Here is an 18,715-nt window from a genome sequence, read left to right on the forward strand (position 1 = left end):
GACATCGCCACCATGAGCACCATCGTCTTTTCGCACGCCAACAGCTTCCCCGCCGGCACCTACCGCGTCCTGTTCCAGCTGCTGCAGGAACGGGGCTTTCGCGTCAGTGCGGTCGAGCGCTTCGGCCACGACGCGCGCTACCCGGTGACCAGCAACTGGCCCCATCTGGTGCAGCAGCTGGCCGATCACGCCGAAGAACGGCAACAGCGCGACGGAGAGCCCGCCTTCTTCGTCGGCCATTCACTGGGCGGCTATCTGAGCCTGATGGCGGCTGTCATGCACCCGGCGCTGGCGCGCGGCGTGCTGCTCATCGATTCCCCGCTGGTGAGCGGCTGGAAGGCCGGCGCCGTCGGCATGGCCAAGCAGGCGCAGGTGATCGGCTCGCTCACGCCCGGGCGCATCAGCCGCGCCCGGCGCAACATCTGGGCCAGCCGCGAAGAAGCGCTGGAGCACTTCCGCCGCAAAAAGGCCTTTGCCCGCTGGGATGCCGCGGTGCTGCGGGATTACATCGCCACCGGCCTCGTGCCGCTGGACGGGCAGTTCACCCTGGCCTTCGACCGCGCCGTCGAAACCCGGATCTACAACACCCTGCCGCACAACCTGGCGCAACTGCTGCGCCGCCAGCCGCTGCAATGCCCGGCCGCCTTCCTCGGCGGCCGCGCATCGCATGAAATGCGGCAGGTGGGCATGGCCTTCACCCAGCGCATCACGCAGGGGCGCACCATGATGCTGGACGGCAGCCACCTGTTTCCGATGGAGCAGCCGCGCGCCACGGCCGCGGCGATAGAGGCAGCACTTCTGAACCTGCAGGCGCTGCAGGCGCCTCATACGACTTTGCATTCAAGCGCAGAACAAGGCGGCAAGCCGCAGAGCAGTGCTGCAGCACGGCAAGGCGAGCCAACGCAGTGATACGTTTGAAGGCGAAGTCATATCAGCGGTAGCGCTGCACCATCGCTTCCAGTGGCAGCACCTTGATGCCGGACGCATGCCCGGCGCTGCCGAAGGCCTCGAAGCGCGCCCTGCAGATGTCCGCGGCGGCGCTGCGCGCGGCGATGAGGAATTTGCGTGGATCGAACTCGGATGTCCTGGTGGCCATGAGCCTGCGCATCGCCCCCGTCATGGCCAGGCGGATGTCGGTATCGATGTTGATCTTGCGCACGCCGTTCTGGATGCCGCGGCGGATTTCCTCGACCGGCACGCCATAGGTTTCCTTGATATCGCCGCCATACTCGCGGATGATGGAAAGCCACTCCTGCGGCACGCTCGACGAACCATGCATCACCAGATGGGTGTCGGGAATCTGCGCGTGGATCTGCGCGATGCGCGCCATCGCCAGCACCTCGCCGGTGGGCTGGCGCGTGAACTTGTAGGCGCCGTGGCTGGTGCCAATCGCAATCGCCAGCGCATCCACGCCGGTGCGGGCGACGAAATCCTTCGCCTGCCGCGGGTCGGTCAGCAGCATGTCGCGCGAAAGCGTGCCCTCGGCGCCCACGCCATCCTCCTCGCCCGCCTCGCCGGTTTCCAGCGACCCGAGACACCCCAGCTCGCCCTCGACCGAAACGCCGATGGCATGCGACATCTCGCAGACCTTGGCGGTGACCGCCACGTTGTAGTCGTAGTCCGACGGGGTCTTGGCATCTTCCCTGAGCGAGCCATCCATCATCACGCTGGTGAAGCCCGAGCGGATGGCCTGCAGGCAGACGGCGGGCGATGCGCCATGGTCCTGGTGCAGCACGACGGGAATGTTTGGGTGCGTTTCCACCGCCGCCAGCACCATGTGGCGCAGATAGGCTTCGCCCGCATAACTGCGCGCACCGGCTGATGCCTGCAGGATGACCGGGCTGTCGCAGGCCTGCGCGGCCTGCATGATGGCCTGGATCTGCTCCAGGTTGTTGACGTTGAAGGCCGGCACGCCGTAGCCGTGCTCGGCGGCGTGGTCCAGTATCTGGCGCAGGGAAGCCAATGCCATGGATGCTCTCCTCGGAAGTTGGATGGATTGAATTGATAGCTGCAGGCGCCCGCCACATAAGCGCTGGCGGTGTTTTTTATTCAAAATTCACGTGGCCACCAGAGCGCCGATGTCGTCGATCATCCGGTCCGGCTGGCTGTCCGCCACCGGCTCGCCCATGTTGTAGCCATAGGGCAGCGCCCAGACGGCGACGCCGGCATTGCGCGCCGTCGCAATGTCGATGCGCGAATCGCCGACGAAGAGCGCGCGCGCGGGCGCCACGCCCCACTGCCGCAGGCATTGGAGAATGCCGGCCGGGTCCGGCTTCTTCGTCGGCAGGCTGTCGCCGCTGATGACGGCATCCAGCAGCGCCGGCAGCCCGTGCGCTGCAAGCACGCGCTCGGTATGGCGGCCCTCCTTGTTGGTCACTATTCCCACACGCGTGCCTTGGTCGCGCAGTTGCTGCAAGGTTTGCATCACCCGCGGGTAGAGGCGGCTGTGCGTGCCGCAGCGGCGGTGGTAGTGGCGGTCGAACTGCGCGGCGATGGTGGGCATGGCCCCGTCGGCGCGCACCGCGTCCCGCGGCAGCTGGCGCACATGGGCCAATGCCTGCACCAGCAGCTCGCGCGTGCCGTGGCCTATCCAGGCATCGACCTGCGGCTGCGCGACGGGCGGCAGGCCGAGGTCGCGCAGCAGGTCGTTGGTGGCGTCGGCGATCTCGGGCGAGGTTTCCACCAGCGTGCCATCCAGGTCAAACAGCACGGCATCGAAGCGGCGCGCGTTCATGCCGCCCCCAGCACACGCTTGCGCCGCTCCAGCATGCGCCAGACGAAGGGCGTGAAGATGAGCTGCATCGCCAGCTCCATCTTGCCGCCGGGCACCACGATGGTGTTGGCACGGCTCATCCAGGAGTCATGGATCATGCCCAGCAGGTAGGGAAAATCGATGCCCTTGGGGTTGGCGAAGCGGATCACCACCATGCTTTCGTCGGCGCTCGGGATGTCGCGCGCGATGAAGGGGTCGCTGGTATCGACCATGGGCACGCGCTGGAAATTCACGTGCGTCTGCGCGAACTGCGGCACGATGTAGTGCACGTAGTCGGGCATGCGCCGCAGGATGGTGTCGGTCACCGCCTCGGTGCTGTAGCCACGCTGGTGCTGGTCGCGCCAGAGCTTCTGTATCCACTCCAGGTTGATGACCGGCACCACGCCGATGCGCAGATCGACATGGCGGGCGATGTCGTGTTCGGGCGTGACCACCGCGCCATGCAAACCCTCGTAGAACAGCAGATCGGTATCGCCGGGCAGCGCCTCCCATGTGGTGAAGGTGCCCGGCGGCTGCTGGTAGGGCGCGGCTTCCTGCGCGTTGTGCAGGTACTTGCGCGCCTGGCCCTGGCCGGTTTCGCCGTAACCGCGGAAGAGGTTTTCCAATTCGCCGAACAGGTTGTTGTCCGGCCCGAAGTGGCTGAAATGCTTGTTGCCCGCCTTCTCGGCCTCGGCCTGGCGGGTGCGCATTTCGGCGCGGTCGTAGCGATGGAAGCTGTCGCCTTCGATGACGGCGGCCTGCACGCCTTCGCGTCTGAAGATGTTGGCAAAGGTGCGCGTCACCGTCGAGGTGCCGGCGCCGCTGGAGCCGGTGATGGCGATGATGGGATGGCGGTCGGACATGCTTGGTCTCGGAGTTCTCAAACGGTTTCGCGAAACAGGCTGCGGGCGTGGAACAGCGGGATTCCATCCTCCGGCGCCGCTTGCGGCTCGGCGTGGTAGCGCTCGATGCGCTCGACCTCGCTCCTGGAGCCAAATACCAGTCCGATGCGCTGGTGCAGGCCGGTGGGCTGCACTTTCAGGAGCGGCTCGCGCCCGGTGCTCACGCGCCCGCCGGCCTGCTCTATCAGGTAGCCGATGGGATTCGCCTCATACAGCAGGCGCAGGCGCCCGGGTTTGCTCGCATCCTTGGTATCGCGCGGGTACAGGAAGACGCCGCCGCGCGTGAGGATGCGGTGCGTCTCCGCCACCAGCGAGGCGATCCAGCGCATGTTGAAATCCTTGCCGCGCACCCCTGTGCGCCCGGCCAGGCATTCCTCCACATAGCGGCGCACGGGCGCTTCCCAGAAGCGGTTGTTGGAGGCGTTGATGGCAAATTCCTGCGTCTCCTCGGGGATGCGCATATCCGGGTGCGTCAGCAGGAACTCACCCAGATCGGGCGAAAGCGTGAAGCCGTGCACGCCATTGCCCACCGACAGCACCAGCAGGGTGCTCGGGCCGTAGAGCGCGTAGCCGGCGGCCACCTGCTCGCAGCCGGGCTGCAGAAAATCCGCCTCGCCCACCTCGCGTTCGCTGGCCATCACCTGCGGCGGCGCGCGCAGCACGGAAAAAATGCTGCCGATGGAGACATTGGCGTCGATGTTGCTGGAACCATCCAGCGGGTCAAACGCCAGCAGGTATTTGCCGCGCGGCAGCCCCGCGGGAATGGCGTGGGGCTGCTCCATCTCTTCGGATGCCATGCCCGCCAGGCTGCCGCCCCACTCGCACAGGCGGATGAACCAGTCGTTGCTCAGCACGTCCAGCGGCTTCTGCTGCTCGCCCTGCACGTTCACATCGCCCGCCGCAGGCATCTCCTGGCCCGCGAGCCGGCCGAGCGCAGCGGTGCGCGCAATCGCCTTGCAGGCGAGCGACACCGCCAGGATCAGGCCGTTGAAATCACCGCGGGCACCGGGGTGGCGCCTGCGCTGCTCTATCAAAAATTGCGTCAGCGTGGTGTGGTGGGGTTGGAGCATGGTGCACCCTGTCTTGCATTTTTCAGGCGGCAGCGCGCCAGGCGCGCAGATCATCCACGCCCACGCCCTCCAGGCTGGGCAGCACGCGCAGCGCACCGGCGAAATCATGGCGCGCGGTGAAGCGCGCGGGCGTGATGACGGTGGCCAGCCCCGCCGCCAGCGCGGACCGCAGGCCGTTGGCCGAATCCTCGAACGCCAGGCAGGCGGCTGCCGGCAGCCCCAGCTGCGCCAGTGTCTGCTGGTACACCATGGGGTGCGGCTTCTTGAGCGGGGCGCTGCTCGCGTCCTGCACGGCGGCGAAGCGCGAGCGCCAGTCGCTGCCCATGGCGCGGCGCAGCAACGCGGCGATGTTCACCGGCGAGGTGGTGGTGGCGATCGCCAGCCGCAGGCCGGCGGCAGCCGCCTCTTCGATCAGCGCCAGCACGCCGGGACGCAGTTGGACCGCGCCATCGTTCACCGCCGCCTCGTAGTGGGCGGTCTTGATCTCGTGGATGCGCGCCATCGTCTGCTCCACCGCCATCGCATCGATCGCGCGCACATCGGGGCGCATCTGCTGCCAGTAGTGCTGCACGCGCTCCTTGCCGCCGGAGACCTCCAGCAGCCGGGTATAGAGCGCCTCGTCCCAGTGCCAGTCCATGCCCAGATCGGCAAACGCCTGGTTGAAGGCGGCCAGGTGCACGGTTTCGGTGTCGGCCAGTGTGCCGTCCACATCAAAAACCAGGCCTTCGAGTGCGGCGGATGTCATGGCGCCTCGGCGGGTACGGAGGGTTGAAAAAGACGGCTGGCCAATAGGTCCGGCCCGGTGATGGTCGTCAGATCGTCGGCCGTGAGCTGGCGGTCGCGGTCGGCAAACAGGCGGCTGGCCTGGCGCAGACGGGCGCGGTCCAGTGCATTGCGCACGCTGCGCGCATTGGCAAAGTGCGGCTGCTCCATGCGCAGGCGCAGGTAGCGCTCGAACGCGTCCGTGGCCTCGGCGTCAAAACGGTAGTTCTGCTGCGCCAGCATGCAAAGGCCGATCTGCTGCAGCTCTGGAACGCCGTAATCCGGGAAATCGATGTGGTGCGCGATGCGGGACGACATGCCGGGATTGGATTGGAAAAACGTATCCATGCGGTTCTTGTAGCCGGCGAGGATGACGACCAGGTCATCGCGCTGGTTTTCCATCACCTGCAGCAGAATTTCCATCGCCTCCTGGCCGTAGTCGCGCTCGTTCTCGGGGCGGTAGAGGTAGTAGGCCTCGTCGATGAAGAGCACGCCGCCCATCGCCTTCTTGAGCACTTCCTTGGTCTTGGGCGCGGTATGGCCGATGTACTGCCCCACGAGGTCATCGCGCGTGACCGCGACCATGTGCCCTTTGCGCACGCGGCCCAGGCGGTGCAGGATCTGCGCCATGCGCATGGCCACCGTGGTCTTGCCGGTGCCGGGGTTGCCGGTGAAGCACATGTGCAGGCTGGGCGCCTGGCTCTCCAGCCCGAGGTTGGCGCGCAGCGTGTCGATCACCAGCAGCGCGGCGATGTCGCGGATGCGCGCCTTGACGGGCGCCAGGCCCACCAGGTCGCTGTCGAGCTCCGCCAGCACCTGCTCCACCTGCGATTGCGCCAGCACTTCGGCCACGCTGCGCGCGCTGCCGCGCACGGGGGTTTCAGCCACGTTCGTTCTCGGGCATGCCGGCAGCGTAGCTGCGCGTGCTGTAGCGCATCATCCGCCCGGCCTCCTCCGAGCGTTCGAGCTGGAAACCCGGTTCGTATTGGGGCCGGTTGACGATGAAGCTCATCGCCACCGATTCCACGCCGCGCGTCGAATCGAACGCCATCATGCGGATGTAATGGCTGGGGAAGGTCTGGCGGCAGTGGTTCACCTCCATCAGCACGCCGGCCGGGTCGCGCAGGTCGAACATGGGCATGCCGAACATGTCCCAGTACTGGTTGCGCGGGTGCGGGTCGTCGGTGTATTCCACGCTCCAGGCATAGCCCTTGTCCAGTCCGTACTGGATCTGGGCGCTGATTTCCGCATCCGTCAGATCGGGCAGAAAGCTGAACTGGCCCTGCGTCAGGCGCTGTGTCGGGTTGGTCATCATGGTGGTGTGCTCCTTGGTGGCGTGCTTCAGGCCACGGCCGGGGTGACGGCGTAGTCGCTGCTGTCGGTGGATTCGAAATTGAAGGTGACATCGCCCCAGGTATCCAGCGCCTGCTTGAGCGGGGTGCAGAAGCGCGCCGCGTCCTGGAGAATCCGCGGGCCTTCGGCCAGGATGTCGCGGCCTTCGTTGCGCGCCTTGACCATGGCCTCCAGCGCCACGCGGTTGGCCGTCGCGCCCGCCTGTATGCCCTGCGGATGGCCGATGGTGCCGCCGCCGAACTGCAGGATCACGTCATCGCCGAACAGGTGCAGCAGCTGGTGCATCTGCCCGGCATGGATACCGCCGGAGGCCACCGGCATGACCTTCTTGGTATCGGCCCAGTTCATGTCGAAGAACAGGCCGCGTGGCAAATCCTTCCTGGTGTAGCTGTCGCGGCAGACGTTGTAGTAGCCCTGCACGGTCAGCGGATCGCCCTCGAGCTTGCCCACGGCCGTGCCGGTGTGCAGGTGGTCCACACCCGCCAGGCGGCACCATTTGGCGATCACGCGAAAGCTCACCCCATGCGATTTCTGGCGCGTGTAGGTGCTGTGGCCCGCGCGGTGCATGTGCATGACCATGTCGTTCCGGCGGCACCACTTGGCCATGGATTGGATGGCGGTCCAGCCGATCACCAGGTCCACCATCACCACCACGCTGCCCAAAGCCTTGGCGAACTCGGCGCGCTCGTACATGTCTTCCATGGTGGCGGCGGTCACGTTCAGGTAGCTGCCCTTGATCTCGCCAGTCACGGCCTGCGCCTTGTTCACCGCATCCATCACGTTCAGGAACCGGTCGCGCCAGTGCATGAAGGGCTGCGAGTTGATGTTCTCGTCGTCCTTCATGAAGTCCAGCCCGCCCTTGAGGCCTTCGTAAATCACGCGGCCATAGTTGCGGCCCGACAGTCCCAGCTTGGGCTTGGTGGTGGCGCCCAGCAGCGGGCGGCCGTATTTGTCCAGGCGCTCGCGCTCGACGATCAGGCCGGTGGGCGGACCATCGAAGGTCTTGATGTAGGCCTCGGGAAGGAACATGTCTTCCAGCCGCAGCGCCTTGAGCGGCTTGAAACCGAAGACATTGCCGATCAGGCTGGCCGTCAGGTTGGCGATCGAGCCGGGCTCGAACAGCGTCAGGTCGTAGGCAATCCAGGCAAACCATTGCTGCGGGTTGTTGGGCACCTGCTCGACCTGGTAGGCCTTGCCGCGGTAGTCGTCGCAGGCGGTGAGGCGGTCGGTCCAGACCACCGTCCAGGTGGCACACGACGATTCGCCCGCCACGCCGGCGGCGGCCTCTTCGGGCTCCACGCCTTCCTGCGGCGTGATGCGGAACAGGCAGATGACGTCGGTGGCCTTGGGCTGGTAGTCGGGGCGCCAGTAGCCCATCTCGCGGTACTTGAGGACGCCCGCCTTGTAGCGCTTTCTGGCGTCGGTGATTTCGGTGACTTCAGTGCTCATGACGGACTCCTTGGGTGGTGCGGCTTGCAATGGAGTGCACTCTAGGAAAAAACACGAATAAGGTAAATTCATTGTTTCTTCACAATCAATTCAGGATTTACTGAATGAAAAACGCCACCTTCCGCCAATTGCGCGTTTTCAGCGAGGTGGCGCGCCACCTGAGCTTTCGCAAGGCGGCCGATGCCCTGCACCTCACGCCCCCCGCCGTGACCATGCAGGTCAAGGAGCTGGAAGGGCAGATCGGCCTGCCGCTGTTCGAGCGCGACGGCCGCCAGGTGGCGCTGACCACCGTCGGGGAATACATGCTGGTCTATGCCCGCAAGATTCTCGCGACGCTCAAGGACGCGGAAGATGCCGCCGCGCGCCTCAAGGGCCTGCAGGCCGGGCGGCTGACGATAGGCATGGTGAGCACGGCGCAGTACTTTCTGCCGCGGCTGCTGGCGCAATTCCAGCGCGAGCACGAGGGCATAGAGGTGCAGCTGGCCATGGGCAACCGCGCGCAGCTCTACGCGATGCTGCAGGCCAACGAGGTGGACATCGCCATCATGGGCCGGGCGCCCAAAGAGCTCGCCACGCGCGCCGAACCGTTTGCCGCGCACCCGCATGTCTTCGTCGCCCCCGCCGGCCACCCGCTGCTGGCGCGCGGCAGCGTACCGCTCGGCGCGCTGCAGCCCTGGGGCTTTCTGATGCGCGAAAGCGGCTCGGGCACGCGCGCGGCGCTGCAGGCGTTTTTCGACCAGTACCGCAGCACACCCGCCACGCGCATGGAGATGTCCAGCAACGAGGCGCTCAAGCAGGCGGTGATCGCCGGCATGGGCCTGTCCTTCCTCTCGCTGCACACGCTGGGGCTGGAGCTTGAGCACGGCTTGCTGGGCATCATCGACGTGCAGGGCGGCCCGGTGCTGCGCTCCTGGAACGTGGTGCACACCCACGCCAAGCTGCTCTCGCCCGCGGCGGAGCGCTTTCGCTACTTCATCCTTGAGCAGGGAGAAGCCTTTCTGGCACAGCAATTCGGGCGGCACCTCTCTTTGGCGCCTTTTGAAAAATCAACGAAAGCATAGCTGCAGACGCATGCTGGATAGACGCAAAAGCCATTTTCATTGCTTTATTTTCAGACGCCTCGGAGCACCGGTTTGACAATGTTCCACAGTCTGCGTCCACGGCAAACCCTAAACTGCGCCGTTTGATTTTTCCGAGGCGGGCACTCCCATGAACACGCAGGACATCTGGCACTTCATCACCACCCAGGGCGCGGACTTCGGCATCAAGCTGATCACCGCCATCGCCGCCTAGATCATCGGACGCTGGCTCATCGGCCTGGCCGTGGGGCTGATGGGCAAGCTGATCGCGCGCGGCGGCAAGATCGATGCCACGCTCTCCAAGTACCTGCAGTCGGTGATTGCCGTGCTGCTCAACGTCGTCCTGATCCTCGCGATCCTGGACATCTTCGGCGTCAAGACCACCTCGTTCGCCGCACTGCTCGCCGGCGCGGGGCTCGCCATCGGCGCCGCCTGGAGCGGCATGCTGGGCAACTTCGCCGCGGGCGTGTTCATGCAGGTGCTGCGTCCCTACAAGGTGGGCGATTTCATCAGCGCCGGCGGCACCGTGGGCACGGTGAAGGAGCTGGGGCTGTTTGCCACCACCGTCATCACGCCCGACAACGTCGTCACTGTGGTGGGCAATGGCAAGGTGTTCGGCGACAACATCCAGAACTTCAGTGCCCTGCCGGTGCGCCGCGTCGATTGCGTGGCCAAGGTGGCCAATGGCGTGAACCCGCTGGACGCCATCGAGCGCCTGCGCCCGGCCATCGCCGCGATCGCCAACGTCTCCCAAGACCCAGCACCGGACATCGAAATTCTGGAATTCACGCCCGAAGGCCCCAAGCTCTGCGTGCGTCCCTACACCCACACCGACCACTACTGGCAGGTGTACTTCGACACGCACAAGGCCATCGTGCGCGTGTTCACCGAAGCCGGCTACCCGGTGCCCGAGACGCCGATGGCCTACCGCAACGCGCCGGTCAACTGAGCCTTATTCCAAATCCAGATCGTTCGAGTACGCGAAGGCGAAGCGAAGACAGTGCTGTTGCACGGCGAGCGAAGCCGACAAAGTAATCGAATGATCTGGAAATGGAATTACTGCACGATGCCGCGCTCGCGCAGCGCGGCGATCTGCCCGGGCGTGATGCCCAGAGCGGCCAGCACCGCATCGGTATCCTCGCCCAGATGCGGCGCGCTGCGGCGCACCCCGCCCGGCGTGGCCGAGAGCTTGGGCACGATGCCCGGCACCTTGACGCTGTAGCCGTCGCGCGTGGATTGATCCAGCAGCATGCCGCGCGCCGCGTAGTGCGGGTCTTCGGCGATGTCCCGCGCGGTATAGACCTTGCCCGCCGGCACCTGCGCCTGCGCCATGGCGGCCACCACCGCGTCCACCTGGCGCCCGCGTGTCCAGTCGGCGATCGCGCCGTCGATCTCGGCCACGCGCGCCACGCGCCCGGCGTTGTGCGCCAGGTCGGGCGCTTCGCCCAGGTCGTCGCGGCCAATCGCCGCCATCAAGCGCTTGAAGATGCTGTCGCCGTTGCCGGCCACCAGCACCCAGCCGTCAATGCACGGGTAGGCATTGCTCGGCGCGATGCCGGGCAGCGCGCTGCCGCCGGGCTCGCGCACGGCGCCGAAGGCGTCGTACTCCGGGATCAGGCTTTCCATGCAGTTGAAGACCGCCTCGTACAGCGCCACATCGATCACCTGCCCCGTGCCGCCGCGCGCATCGCGGTGGTAGAGCGCCATCAGCACGCCGAGCGCGCCATGCAGCGCAGCCAGCGTATCGCCGATCGACACCCCCACGCGCACCGGCACGCGGCCGGGCTCGGCCGTGAGGTGCCGCAAGCCCCCCATGGCCTCGGCGATCAGGCCGAAGCCCGGCAGATCGCGGTAAGGCCCGCTCTGGCCGTAGCCCGAGATGCGCAGGATGATGAGGCGCGGATTGAGCGCCTGCAGCTGCCCGGGCGCCATGCCCCAGCCCTCCAGCGTGCCGGGGCGGAAGTTCTCGACCAGCACATCGGCTTCGGCCAGCAGCCTGCGCGCGATGTCCTGCGCCTGCTGCTGGCGCAAATCGAGCGCGATGGACTGCTTGTTGCGCGACTGCACCTGCCACCAGACGGAGGTGCCCTCCCTGATGAGGCGCCAGTTGCGCAGCGGATCACCCGCGCCCGTCGGCTCGATCTTGATGACCTCGGCGCCAAAATCGCCCAGTGTCTTGGCGCAGAACGGCCCGGCGATGAGCTGGCCCATTTCGATCACGCGCACGCCGGCCAGCGGCAGGGGTTTTTCTTCGGCGGGAGCAGACACGGTTGAGGCGATTCGCATGGTCTAGTGTAGGGTCGCACTCTTGGAGGTACTTATGAAACGGTCAAAAATGCTCGCAGCAAGGCGCAGCTCGCAGGCAATGGTGGTGCCCTTGTCAAGAGCTGCAACGCCGCTGTGGGCATTTTTGACCGTTCCCTTCGGGCAAGTCGCCAAGGGGCCATCTGCTTTGTTGCATGGCCTTGACAGGGAGGCACCATGTCTGCGGCCATGCGCCGCGCATCTGGCCCCTTGGCGGCTCGTCATAAGTGCCTCCAAGAGTGCGACCCTACACTAGGACGATGCACCTTACCATCGCCCCATGCTGTGGGATGTGTTTTGCCGCGTGGTCGACAACTGGGGCGATATCGGCGTGTGCTGGCGCCTGGCCTGCGATCTGGCGCAGCGCGGCGAGCAGGTACGGCTGTGGACCGACGATGCCTCGGCGCTCGCGTGGATGGCCCCTGACGGACACCCCGCGGTCACCGTGCTGCCCTGGCCTGACGATGGGGATCGCGGCGAACCCGGCGCCGTGGTGCTGGAAACCTTCGGCTGTGAATTGCCGCGAAATTTCGTAGCAGCCATCGCGGATGCATCAAGCGCCAGAGACCAAAAACCCTTGTGGATCAACCTGGAATACCTGAGCGCCGAACCCTATGTGGAGCGCAGCCACCGCCTGCCCTCGCCCGTCCACGGCGGGCCGGGCGCGGGCCTGACCCGCTGGTACTTCTACCCCGGCTTCACCGGGCGCACCGGTGGCCTGCTGCGCGAGAGCGATCTGGCAACCCGCCAGGCGCGGTTCGACCGCGGCGCCTGGCGCACGCGCCACGGCATCGCGCCGGATGCGCGCACCATCGCCCTGTTCTGCTATGAGCCGCCCGCGCTGCCTGGCTGGCTCGATGCGCTGGCGGCACAAACCCGGTCGCGGCTGCTGGTCACCCCCGGGCGCGCGGCAGCGGCAGTGCAAGCCTGGGAACAAAAAAAATATGGTGAAAATCCCATTTTTCTCAATCAGGTCGCATGCGGGCAGCTATCGATTCAATACCTTCCGCCCTGTTCCCAGATCAGTTTTGACGAACTGCTCTGGGCCAGTGATTTCAACTGCGTGCGCGGCGAGGACTCCCTGGCGCGCGCGCTCTGGGCCGGGCAGCCGCTGCTCTGGCACCTCTACCCGCAGCACGACAACGCCCACCACGCCAAGCTCGATGCCTTCCTGGACTGGCTGGATGCACCACCCCGGCTGCGGCGGCTGCACCACGCCTGGAACGGCGTGACGAACGATCCGATCCAGCCGCAGATGCTTGATGCCGGGGAATGGCAATCCTGGCGCGAATGCGTGCGGGCCGCGCGCGCGCGGCTGCTGGCGCAGGACGACCTGGTGAGCCAGCTCTTTCGCTTCGTGCAGGAAAAACGCTAAAATAGCAGCCTTTGCGTTTCATGCATGCCATGCGTGTGCCATGCAAGCGCCCCCGCCGGCTCCCGGCCCCGGGGTTGGAAGGCCCCAAGCGTGGCCAACCCGCCCCGCTGTCAGGCGCGGCACCACACACCCAGGACTGCACAGCCCATGAAAATCGCTCAAGAAATCCGCGCCGGCAACGTGATCATGCAGGGCAAGGACCCGATGATCGTCCTCAAGACCGAATACGCCCGCGGCGGCCGCGGCGCCGCCACCGTGCGCATGAAACTCAAGGGTCTGCTCAACAACATGGGCACCGAAGTGGTCTTCCGCGCCGACGACAAGATGGACAACGTCATTCTGGACAAGAAGGATTGCACCTACTCCTACTTCGCCGATCCGATGTACGTCTGGATGGATGCCGAGTACAACCAGTACGACATCGAATCGAGCAACATGGGCGACGCCATCAACTACCTGGAAGACGGCATGGCCGCCGAAGTCGTGTTCTACGAAGGCAAGGCGATTTCAGTGGAGCTGCCCACCAGTGTCGAGCGCGAAATCACCTGGACCGAGCCGGCCGTCAAGGGCGACACCTCGGGCAAGGTGCTCAAGCCCGCCAAGATCGCCACCAATTTCGAAGTGGCCGTGCCGCTGTTCGTCGGCCAGGGCGACCGCATCGAAATCGACACCCGCACCGGTGAATACCGCAAGCGCGTCTGATCCCAGCCACGCCATGCCAAGGCTTCCCGTTCGGGAAGCCTTTTTTATTTCACCGAGCCGCCTGGTATTCGCCGCATGAGATGACGCGGGCATAGGAAAAGGCCAGCGCCGACATGAAGGCCGCATGCACCTGTGCCGCCGGGACGCTCTGGCCGCCGAACTCCAGGTCGCGGGTGGCGCAGGCGTCATGGATCACGGTGACCGGGTAGCCGATATCGGAGGCTGCGCGGGCGGTGGCATCGATGCACATCTGGCTCATCGCACCGACGATGACGACTTCTTCGATGCCGTTGCTGTCGAGGACGCTCTTCAGGTCGGTCTTGAGGAAAGAGTTGGGAAAGTGCTTGAGCACGGCAGGCTCGCCCGCCTGCGGCGTCACGTCCGCAATGAATTGCACGCCGTCCGAGCCGGGCACGAAGACCGGGATGGCCGGGTTGTCCGATTCATGGTGGATATGGACGACCAGCTCGCCCCTGGCACGCGCATCGCCAATGACCTGAACCGCATTGGCAACGGCCTGTTCGATGCCCACCAGGGCCAGTTTGCCGGCAGGCAGATATTCTTTTTGAAGATCGACGACGAGAACGGCTCGCTTGCTCATGGGGTTTCCTTTGCTGGTAATGGATGGGCTCGATTGTGGGGAAACATCGCGGCTGGCGAAAGTGGCGTTATCGACAATTTAAAGTCTAAAATCGACATATGGAACCATTGCCCATCGAAATCGGACTGGTGCTTTACCCCGGTGCGCAATCAGCCGCCGTCCTGGGCCTGACCGATCTCTTTTCAGTGGCCAGCAGGGCAGCCTTGAGGCAAGGCGGCCATCAGCCCTCCCTGCGCATCAGCCACTGGCAGCCCGCACCCTCCAGGGCAAGCGCGCAGCGCATCTTCGACAGCGCACCGCAGGCACAAGACCATCTGACGGTGCTGCTCGCACCGCCCAGCCTGGATGCGCCCATTGCGCCGCAGGCGGCCGCGCCGCTCGCCGCATGGCTGCGCGGGCAGCACCAGGCGGGTGTCGTGCTGTGCTCGGTGTGCGCAGGCGCTTTCCTGCTGGGCGAAACCGGCGTGCTGAATGGCCGCCATGTCACCACGCATTGGCTGTATGCGAACGACTTTCGCGCCCGTTTTCCCAAAGCCAGGCTGGACACCGACCGCCTGGTGATCGACGACGGCGACATCGTGACCGCTGGCGGTGCGATGGCATGGACGGATCTGGGCCTGCGCCTGGTGGATCGCTACCTGGGTGGTTCCGTGATGCTGGAAACCGCGCGCCTGCTGCTGATCGACCCGCCGGGCCGCGAGCAGTGCTACTACAGCGCCTTCGCGCCCAACCTCAAACATGGCGACAGCGCCGTCCTCAAGGTGCAGCATGGGCTGCATGCCGCCGAGGGCAAGGACATCGTCCTCGCCGAGCTGGCAAAGATGGCCGGGCTGGAAGAACGGACCTTGCTGCGCCGGTTCAAGAAGGCCACCGGCATGACCACGGGTGAATATGTGCAGCGGATGCGGGTGGGCAAAGCCAAGGAGCTGCTGCAAATGACGAAACTGCCCTTCGACCGGATCGCCTGGGATGTCGGATACGGCGATGCGAGCGCTTTGCGCAAAGTCTTCCAGAAAATCGTCGGCCTGCCGCCGGGCGAATACCGGCAGCGGTTCGCGGCCGCTTCTCAGAGCGTGTTCAAAGTCTCCGCGTAGTGCCCGTTGCCGCGCTGAAGTTGCATGCCGCCGGGCCTTCCCGGTGCGCCACACCGCGCAGGGTTTGTTCAGCGTCACCCCTCACTTCACAGGCAACGCTCACGTCCGCTGCGGCTCTGCCGGCGGACGATGCAGCCGCTGCACCACCTCCGGCGCCTCGTCCGGCAGCACATCGGCACGCTTGAGCTCCACGCGGGCGACGAGCCCGCCACCCGTCGCGGCGTCTGCATTGGCCAGGGCGAATGCCCCGCCCATGCGCTGCACCGTCTTGTCCACGATCGACAGGCCCAGCCCCGCGCCGGCGGCCGCGGTGCGCGCTGCATCGCCGCGAAAGAAGGGCTGCGTCAGCCGCGCAAGCTGCTCGGGCGCCACGCCAGCGCCGTGGTCGCGCAGCTCCAGCCATACCCACGCGCCGCTACTGCCGGCGGAAATCGCCACCTGCGTGATCTCCCGCTCCGGCGTCTTGCCGTAGCGCCGCGCGTTTTCCAGCAGGTTGGAGATGACCCGCGCCAGCTCGATCTCGTCGGCCATGACGTACAGATCGCGCGCCACCGCGGCCGTGACCTGCATCTGCGGATCGTTGCGTACCGCATAGACGCAGGTGGAAACGACAGCCTCCAGGCTCAGCGGCGACAGCGCCACCGAATCGGGGCGGGCGTAATCCAGGAATTTGTCTATCGTGGCATCCAGCTGCACGATGTCCGCCACCATGTGCTCGCGCGCCTCTTCGTCCTGCACGCTCATCTCGGTTTCCAGCCGCAGGCGCGCCAGCGGCGTGCGCAGATCGTGCGAGATGCCCGCCAGCATCACCGCCCGGTCCTGGTCCAGCTTGGCCAGCATCTGCGCCATGCGGTTGAAGCCGATGTTGACCTCGCGGATTTCGCTGGTCACCGCCGCTTCGTCCAGCGTGCTGGCCGCAAAATCACCGCGCCGCACGCGGTTGGTGGCCTGCGACAGCTGCTTGAGCGGCAGGTTGATGAGCCGCGCCAGCGCCGCCGCGCCGGTGAGCGAAAGCACCACCGCCGTCATCAGCCAGATCAGCCAGGTGCCACCCCCAGCCACCGCCAGGCGCGAGGGATCGAGCAGCAGCCAGTTGGGATCGCCGTTGATGGTGAAGCCCACCCAAAGCCCGGTCTCGCCGTTGACCCGGCTGGCCACGACGGTGCCCGGCCCCAGGCGCTGGCCGAGCTCCAGCGACAGGCGCTGGCCCAGGGGCGAGGGAGGCAGCGGCTCGAACTGGTCCGAAGGCTCGCGCGGCACGAGGCGCACGCCCTCCTGCTCCGCCATCGCCTTGATCAGCGCCACGCGGGCAATCGCGTCGGAATGCGTGAGCGCCGCACGGCTCAGGTTGACGAGCGAGGCAATCTGCTGCGCCGTCTGCACGGTGCGCGGTTCCAATTCGAGGGCGCGCAGCGTCTGCAGCCACACCAGAATGCTGCCCACCAGCAGCAGCAGCAGCAGGAAAAAAGTGCGCCAGAACAGGTTCAGGCCAACGCGCCGGCGCGGCCTGCGCCGGCGATCCACCCCGCCCGTCAGCGAGGCGTCGCTATGCGGGAACGAGGAATCCGCGTCGCTGCCCATGCTGGTGCAGTGCCGCGCGTTCAGTTGGCGCCGTCAGGCACGAAGACGTAGCCCACACCCCAGACGGTCTGGATGAACCGCGGCGAGGCGGCATCGAGCTCCACCAGCTTGCGCAGGCGCGAAACCTGCACATCCAGGCTGCGGTCGAAGGGCTCGAACTCGCGTCCGCGTGCCAGCAGCGCCAGCTTTTCGCGCGACAGCGGCTGGCGCGGGTGGCGCACCAGCGCCTTGAGCATGGCGAACTCTCCGGTGGTCAGCGGCAGCTCCTCGCCATTGCGCTGCAACGCGCGTGTGCCCAGGTCGAAGGTGAACGGACCGAAGTTGACCACTTCGTTCTCGCCCGAAGGCGCGCCCGGCGCTTCCTGCGGCGGGCGCCTACGCAGCACGGCGTGGATGCGCGCCAGCAATTCGCGCGGATTGAAGGGTTTTCCCAGATAGTCGTCCGCGCCGACCTCCAGGCCGACGATGCGGTCCACGTCCTCGCCCTTCGCCGTCAGCATGATGATGGGCGTGCGGTCGTGCGCGGCGCGCAGGCGCCGGCAGATCGAGAGGCCGTCCTCGCCCGGCATCATCAGATCCAGCACGATCAGATCGGCCGTCTCGCGCAGCATCAGGCGGTTGAGCGCCTTGCCGTCCTCGGCCACCATGACCTCGAAGCCTTCCTGCGTCAGGTAGCGGCGCAGCAGGTCGCGAATGCGGGCATCGTCGTCGACGATGAGGATTTTGTCGGTGCGGGTTGCAGCGCCTGGTGTCATGAAAACGGCCTCCAGCGAATTTGTAACAACGGCGATTCTGGCCTCGGAATCCGCAAAAATGCCCCGCGGACCCGGTGCGCTGACCCACTGTTACAGGTTTTTCGTGTGGCGGCAATGCGCGGCTATTGCGCCGTCCACCCGCCGTCCATGTTCCAGGCCGCGCCGCGCACGTTGTTGGCGGCCGCAGAGCAGAAGAACACCGCCAGCTCGCCCAGCTCATCGGGTGTGGTGAACTGCATCGAAGGCTCTTTCTCGCCCAGCAGCAGCTTCTTGGCTTCTTCGTTGGAGACGCCCGCCTCCGCGGCCTTGGCGTCCACCTGTTTTTGCACCAGCGGCGTCAGCACCCAGCCCGGGCAGATGGCGTTGCAGGTCACGCCGGTCTGCGCGGTTTCCAGTGCCGTCACCTTGGTCAGGCCGATGATGCCGTGCTTGGCCGCAACGTAGGCCGACTTCTGCGCCGACGCCACCAGGCCGTGCACCGAGGCCACGTTGATGATGCGCCCCCAGTTGTTTGCGAGCATGCCGGGCAGCGCCAGGCGCGAGGTATGAAAGGCACTGGAAAGGTTGATGGCGATGATCGCGTCCCAGCGCTCCACCGGAAAATCCTGCACCGCGCTCACATGCTGGATGCCGGCATTGTTCACCAGGATGTCCACGCGCCCGAATTCCTTCGCGGCGTACTGCATCATGGCCTCGATCTCGGCCGGACGGCTCATGTCCGCGCCGTGGTAGCCGGTACGCACGCCGTGCGCCTTGCCCGCCTGCTCGATTTCGCCGCGCGGGCCGTCCACATCGCCGAAACCGTTCAGCACGATGTGCGCGCCCTGGCGTGCCAGCGCCTTGGCAATGCCCAGGCCAATCCCGCTGGTGGAGCCCGTGACCAATGCCGTTTTACCTTGCAACATGAAGAAACCTCCGAATGAATTAGGATGCAAC

The 18,715-nt window shown here is 66.0% G+C and carries 18 protein-coding genes and 1 pseudogene; 6 read left to right on the forward strand and 13 right to left on the reverse strand.

Going from position 1 to position 18,715, the window contains the following annotated elements:
* Positions 1–12: 12 nt before the first annotated feature.
* Positions 13–909 carry an alpha/beta fold hydrolase gene (locus K320_RS0100885; protein WP_024537024.1) on the forward strand — a complete coding sequence of 299 codons (897 nt, stop codon included), beginning with the start codon at positions 13–15 and terminating at the stop codon, positions 907–909.
* Positions 910–931: 22 nt separating this feature from the next.
* Here the strand turns inward: K320_RS0100885 and fba are convergent, their stop codons facing one another.
* From fba to K320_RS0100925, 8 genes are all read right to left on the reverse strand, one after another.
* Entirely contained in the window at positions 932–1,969 is a 1,038-nt protein-coding gene (fba, locus tag K320_RS0100890; RefSeq protein ID WP_024537025.1) for a class II fructose-bisphosphate aldolase, read from the reverse strand.
* Between the two features lie 87 nt (positions 1,970–2,056).
* Positions 2,057–2,734, reverse strand: coding sequence for a phosphoglycolate phosphatase (gene gph, locus K320_RS0100895; RefSeq protein WP_024537026.1), 678 nt, complete (start codon positions 2,732–2,734; stop codon positions 2,057–2,059).
* Positions 2,731–3,615 carry a phosphoribulokinase gene (locus K320_RS0100900; RefSeq protein WP_024537027.1) on the reverse strand — a complete coding sequence of 295 codons (885 nt, stop codon included), beginning with the start codon at positions 3,613–3,615 and terminating at the stop codon, positions 2,731–2,733. The genes gph and K320_RS0100900 overlap by 4 nt, the downstream gene beginning before the upstream one ends.
* A gap of 17 nt (positions 3,616–3,632) precedes the next feature.
* A complete protein-coding gene (locus K320_RS0100905) occupies positions 3,633–4,724 on the reverse strand; it encodes a class 1 fructose-bisphosphatase (RefSeq protein WP_024537028.1) in 1,092 nt (363 codons plus the stop codon).
* Positions 4,725–4,746: 22 nt separating this feature from the next.
* Positions 4,747–5,469, reverse strand: a complete 723-nt coding sequence (locus K320_RS0100910) for an HAD-IA family hydrolase (protein WP_024537029.1) — start codon at positions 5,467–5,469, stop codon at positions 4,747–4,749.
* Positions 5,466–6,374 carry a CbbX protein gene (cbbX, locus tag K320_RS0100915; RefSeq protein ID WP_024537030.1) on the reverse strand — a complete coding sequence of 303 codons (909 nt, stop codon included), beginning with the start codon at positions 6,372–6,374 and terminating at the stop codon, positions 5,466–5,468. The genes K320_RS0100910 and cbbX overlap by 4 nt, the downstream gene beginning before the upstream one ends.
* Positions 6,367–6,801 (reverse strand): ribulose bisphosphate carboxylase small subunit, encoded by a 435-nt coding sequence (locus tag K320_RS0100920; protein ID WP_024537031.1) that lies wholly within the window; start codon positions 6,799–6,801, stop codon positions 6,367–6,369. Before K320_RS0100920 ends, cbbX begins: the two co-directional genes overlap by 8 nt.
* Positions 6,802–6,827: 26 nt before the next feature.
* A complete protein-coding gene (locus tag K320_RS0100925) occupies positions 6,828–8,288 on the reverse strand; it encodes a form I ribulose bisphosphate carboxylase large subunit (protein ID WP_024537032.1) in 1,461 nt (486 codons plus the stop codon).
* Positions 8,289–8,392: 104 nt separating this feature from the next.
* Between K320_RS0100925 and K320_RS0100930 the strand changes: the two genes are divergently transcribed.
* Both K320_RS0100930 and K320_RS17890 read left to right on the forward strand, forming a co-directional pair.
* Positions 8,393–9,349, forward strand: a complete 957-nt coding sequence (locus K320_RS0100930; RefSeq protein ID WP_024537033.1) for a LysR family transcriptional regulator — start codon at positions 8,393–8,395, stop codon at positions 9,347–9,349.
* A gap of 148 nt (positions 9,350–9,497) precedes the next feature.
* Positions 9,498–10,316: pseudogene (locus K320_RS17890) on the forward strand (mechanosensitive ion channel family protein).
* Between the two features lie 107 nt (positions 10,317–10,423).
* On the opposite strand, the gene K320_RS0100940 reads toward K320_RS17890, so the two are convergent.
* Positions 10,424–11,653: a CaiB/BaiF CoA transferase family protein gene (locus tag K320_RS0100940; RefSeq protein WP_024537034.1), complete on the reverse strand. Its 1,230-nt coding sequence runs from the start codon at positions 11,651–11,653 to the stop codon at positions 10,424–10,426.
* A gap of 298 nt (positions 11,654–11,951) precedes the next feature.
* Here K320_RS0100940 and earP point away from each other — a divergent pair, with 298 nt between their 5' ends.
* Both earP and efp read left to right on the forward strand, forming a co-directional pair.
* Positions 11,952–13,046 carry an elongation factor P maturation arginine rhamnosyltransferase EarP gene (gene earP / locus K320_RS0100945; RefSeq protein WP_024537035.1) on the forward strand — a complete coding sequence of 365 codons (1,095 nt, stop codon included), beginning with the start codon at positions 11,952–11,954 and terminating at the stop codon, positions 13,044–13,046.
* A gap of 147 nt (positions 13,047–13,193) precedes the next feature.
* The gene (gene efp / locus K320_RS0100950) at positions 13,194–13,748 is read left to right on the forward strand and encodes an elongation factor P (protein WP_024537036.1); all 555 of its coding nucleotides are present in this window, start codon (positions 13,194–13,196) and stop codon (positions 13,746–13,748) included.
* Positions 13,749–13,797: 49 nt separating this feature from the next.
* On the opposite strand, the gene K320_RS0100955 is transcribed toward efp, so the two are convergent.
* Entirely contained in the window at positions 13,798–14,349 is a 552-nt protein-coding gene (locus tag K320_RS0100955; protein WP_024537037.1) for a cysteine hydrolase family protein, read from the reverse strand.
* A gap of 98 nt (positions 14,350–14,447) precedes the next feature.
* Between K320_RS0100955 and K320_RS0100960 the strand changes: the two genes are divergently transcribed.
* On the forward strand, positions 14,448–15,443 hold the full coding sequence (locus K320_RS0100960) for a GlxA family transcriptional regulator (RefSeq protein WP_024537038.1): 996 nt from the start codon (positions 14,448–14,450) through the stop codon (positions 15,441–15,443).
* Between the two features lie 99 nt (positions 15,444–15,542).
* Here the strand turns inward: K320_RS0100960 and K320_RS0100965 are convergent, their stop codons facing one another.
* From K320_RS0100965 to K320_RS0100975, 3 genes are all read right to left on the reverse strand, one after another.
* Positions 15,543–17,024: a sensor histidine kinase gene (locus K320_RS0100965; RefSeq protein ID WP_024537039.1), complete on the reverse strand. Its 1,482-nt coding sequence runs from the start codon at positions 17,022–17,024 to the stop codon at positions 15,543–15,545.
* A gap of 20 nt (positions 17,025–17,044) precedes the next feature.
* Positions 17,045–17,779, reverse strand: a complete 735-nt coding sequence (ompR, locus tag K320_RS0100970; protein ID WP_024537040.1) for an osmolarity response regulator transcription factor OmpR — start codon at positions 17,777–17,779, stop codon at positions 17,045–17,047.
* A 122-nt stretch (positions 17,780–17,901) separates the two neighbouring features.
* On the reverse strand, positions 17,902–18,684 hold the full coding sequence (locus K320_RS0100975; protein WP_024537041.1) for a 3-hydroxybutyrate dehydrogenase: 783 nt from the start codon (positions 18,682–18,684) through the stop codon (positions 17,902–17,904).
* Between the last annotated feature and the right edge of the window lie 31 nt (positions 18,685–18,715).

Origin of the sequence: Comamonas badia DSM 17552 (genome assembly GCF_000484635.1) — a bacterium.
In the GTDB taxonomy this organism is placed as follows: Bacteria; Pseudomonadota; Gammaproteobacteria; order Burkholderiales; family Burkholderiaceae_C; genus Comamonas_C; species Comamonas_C badia.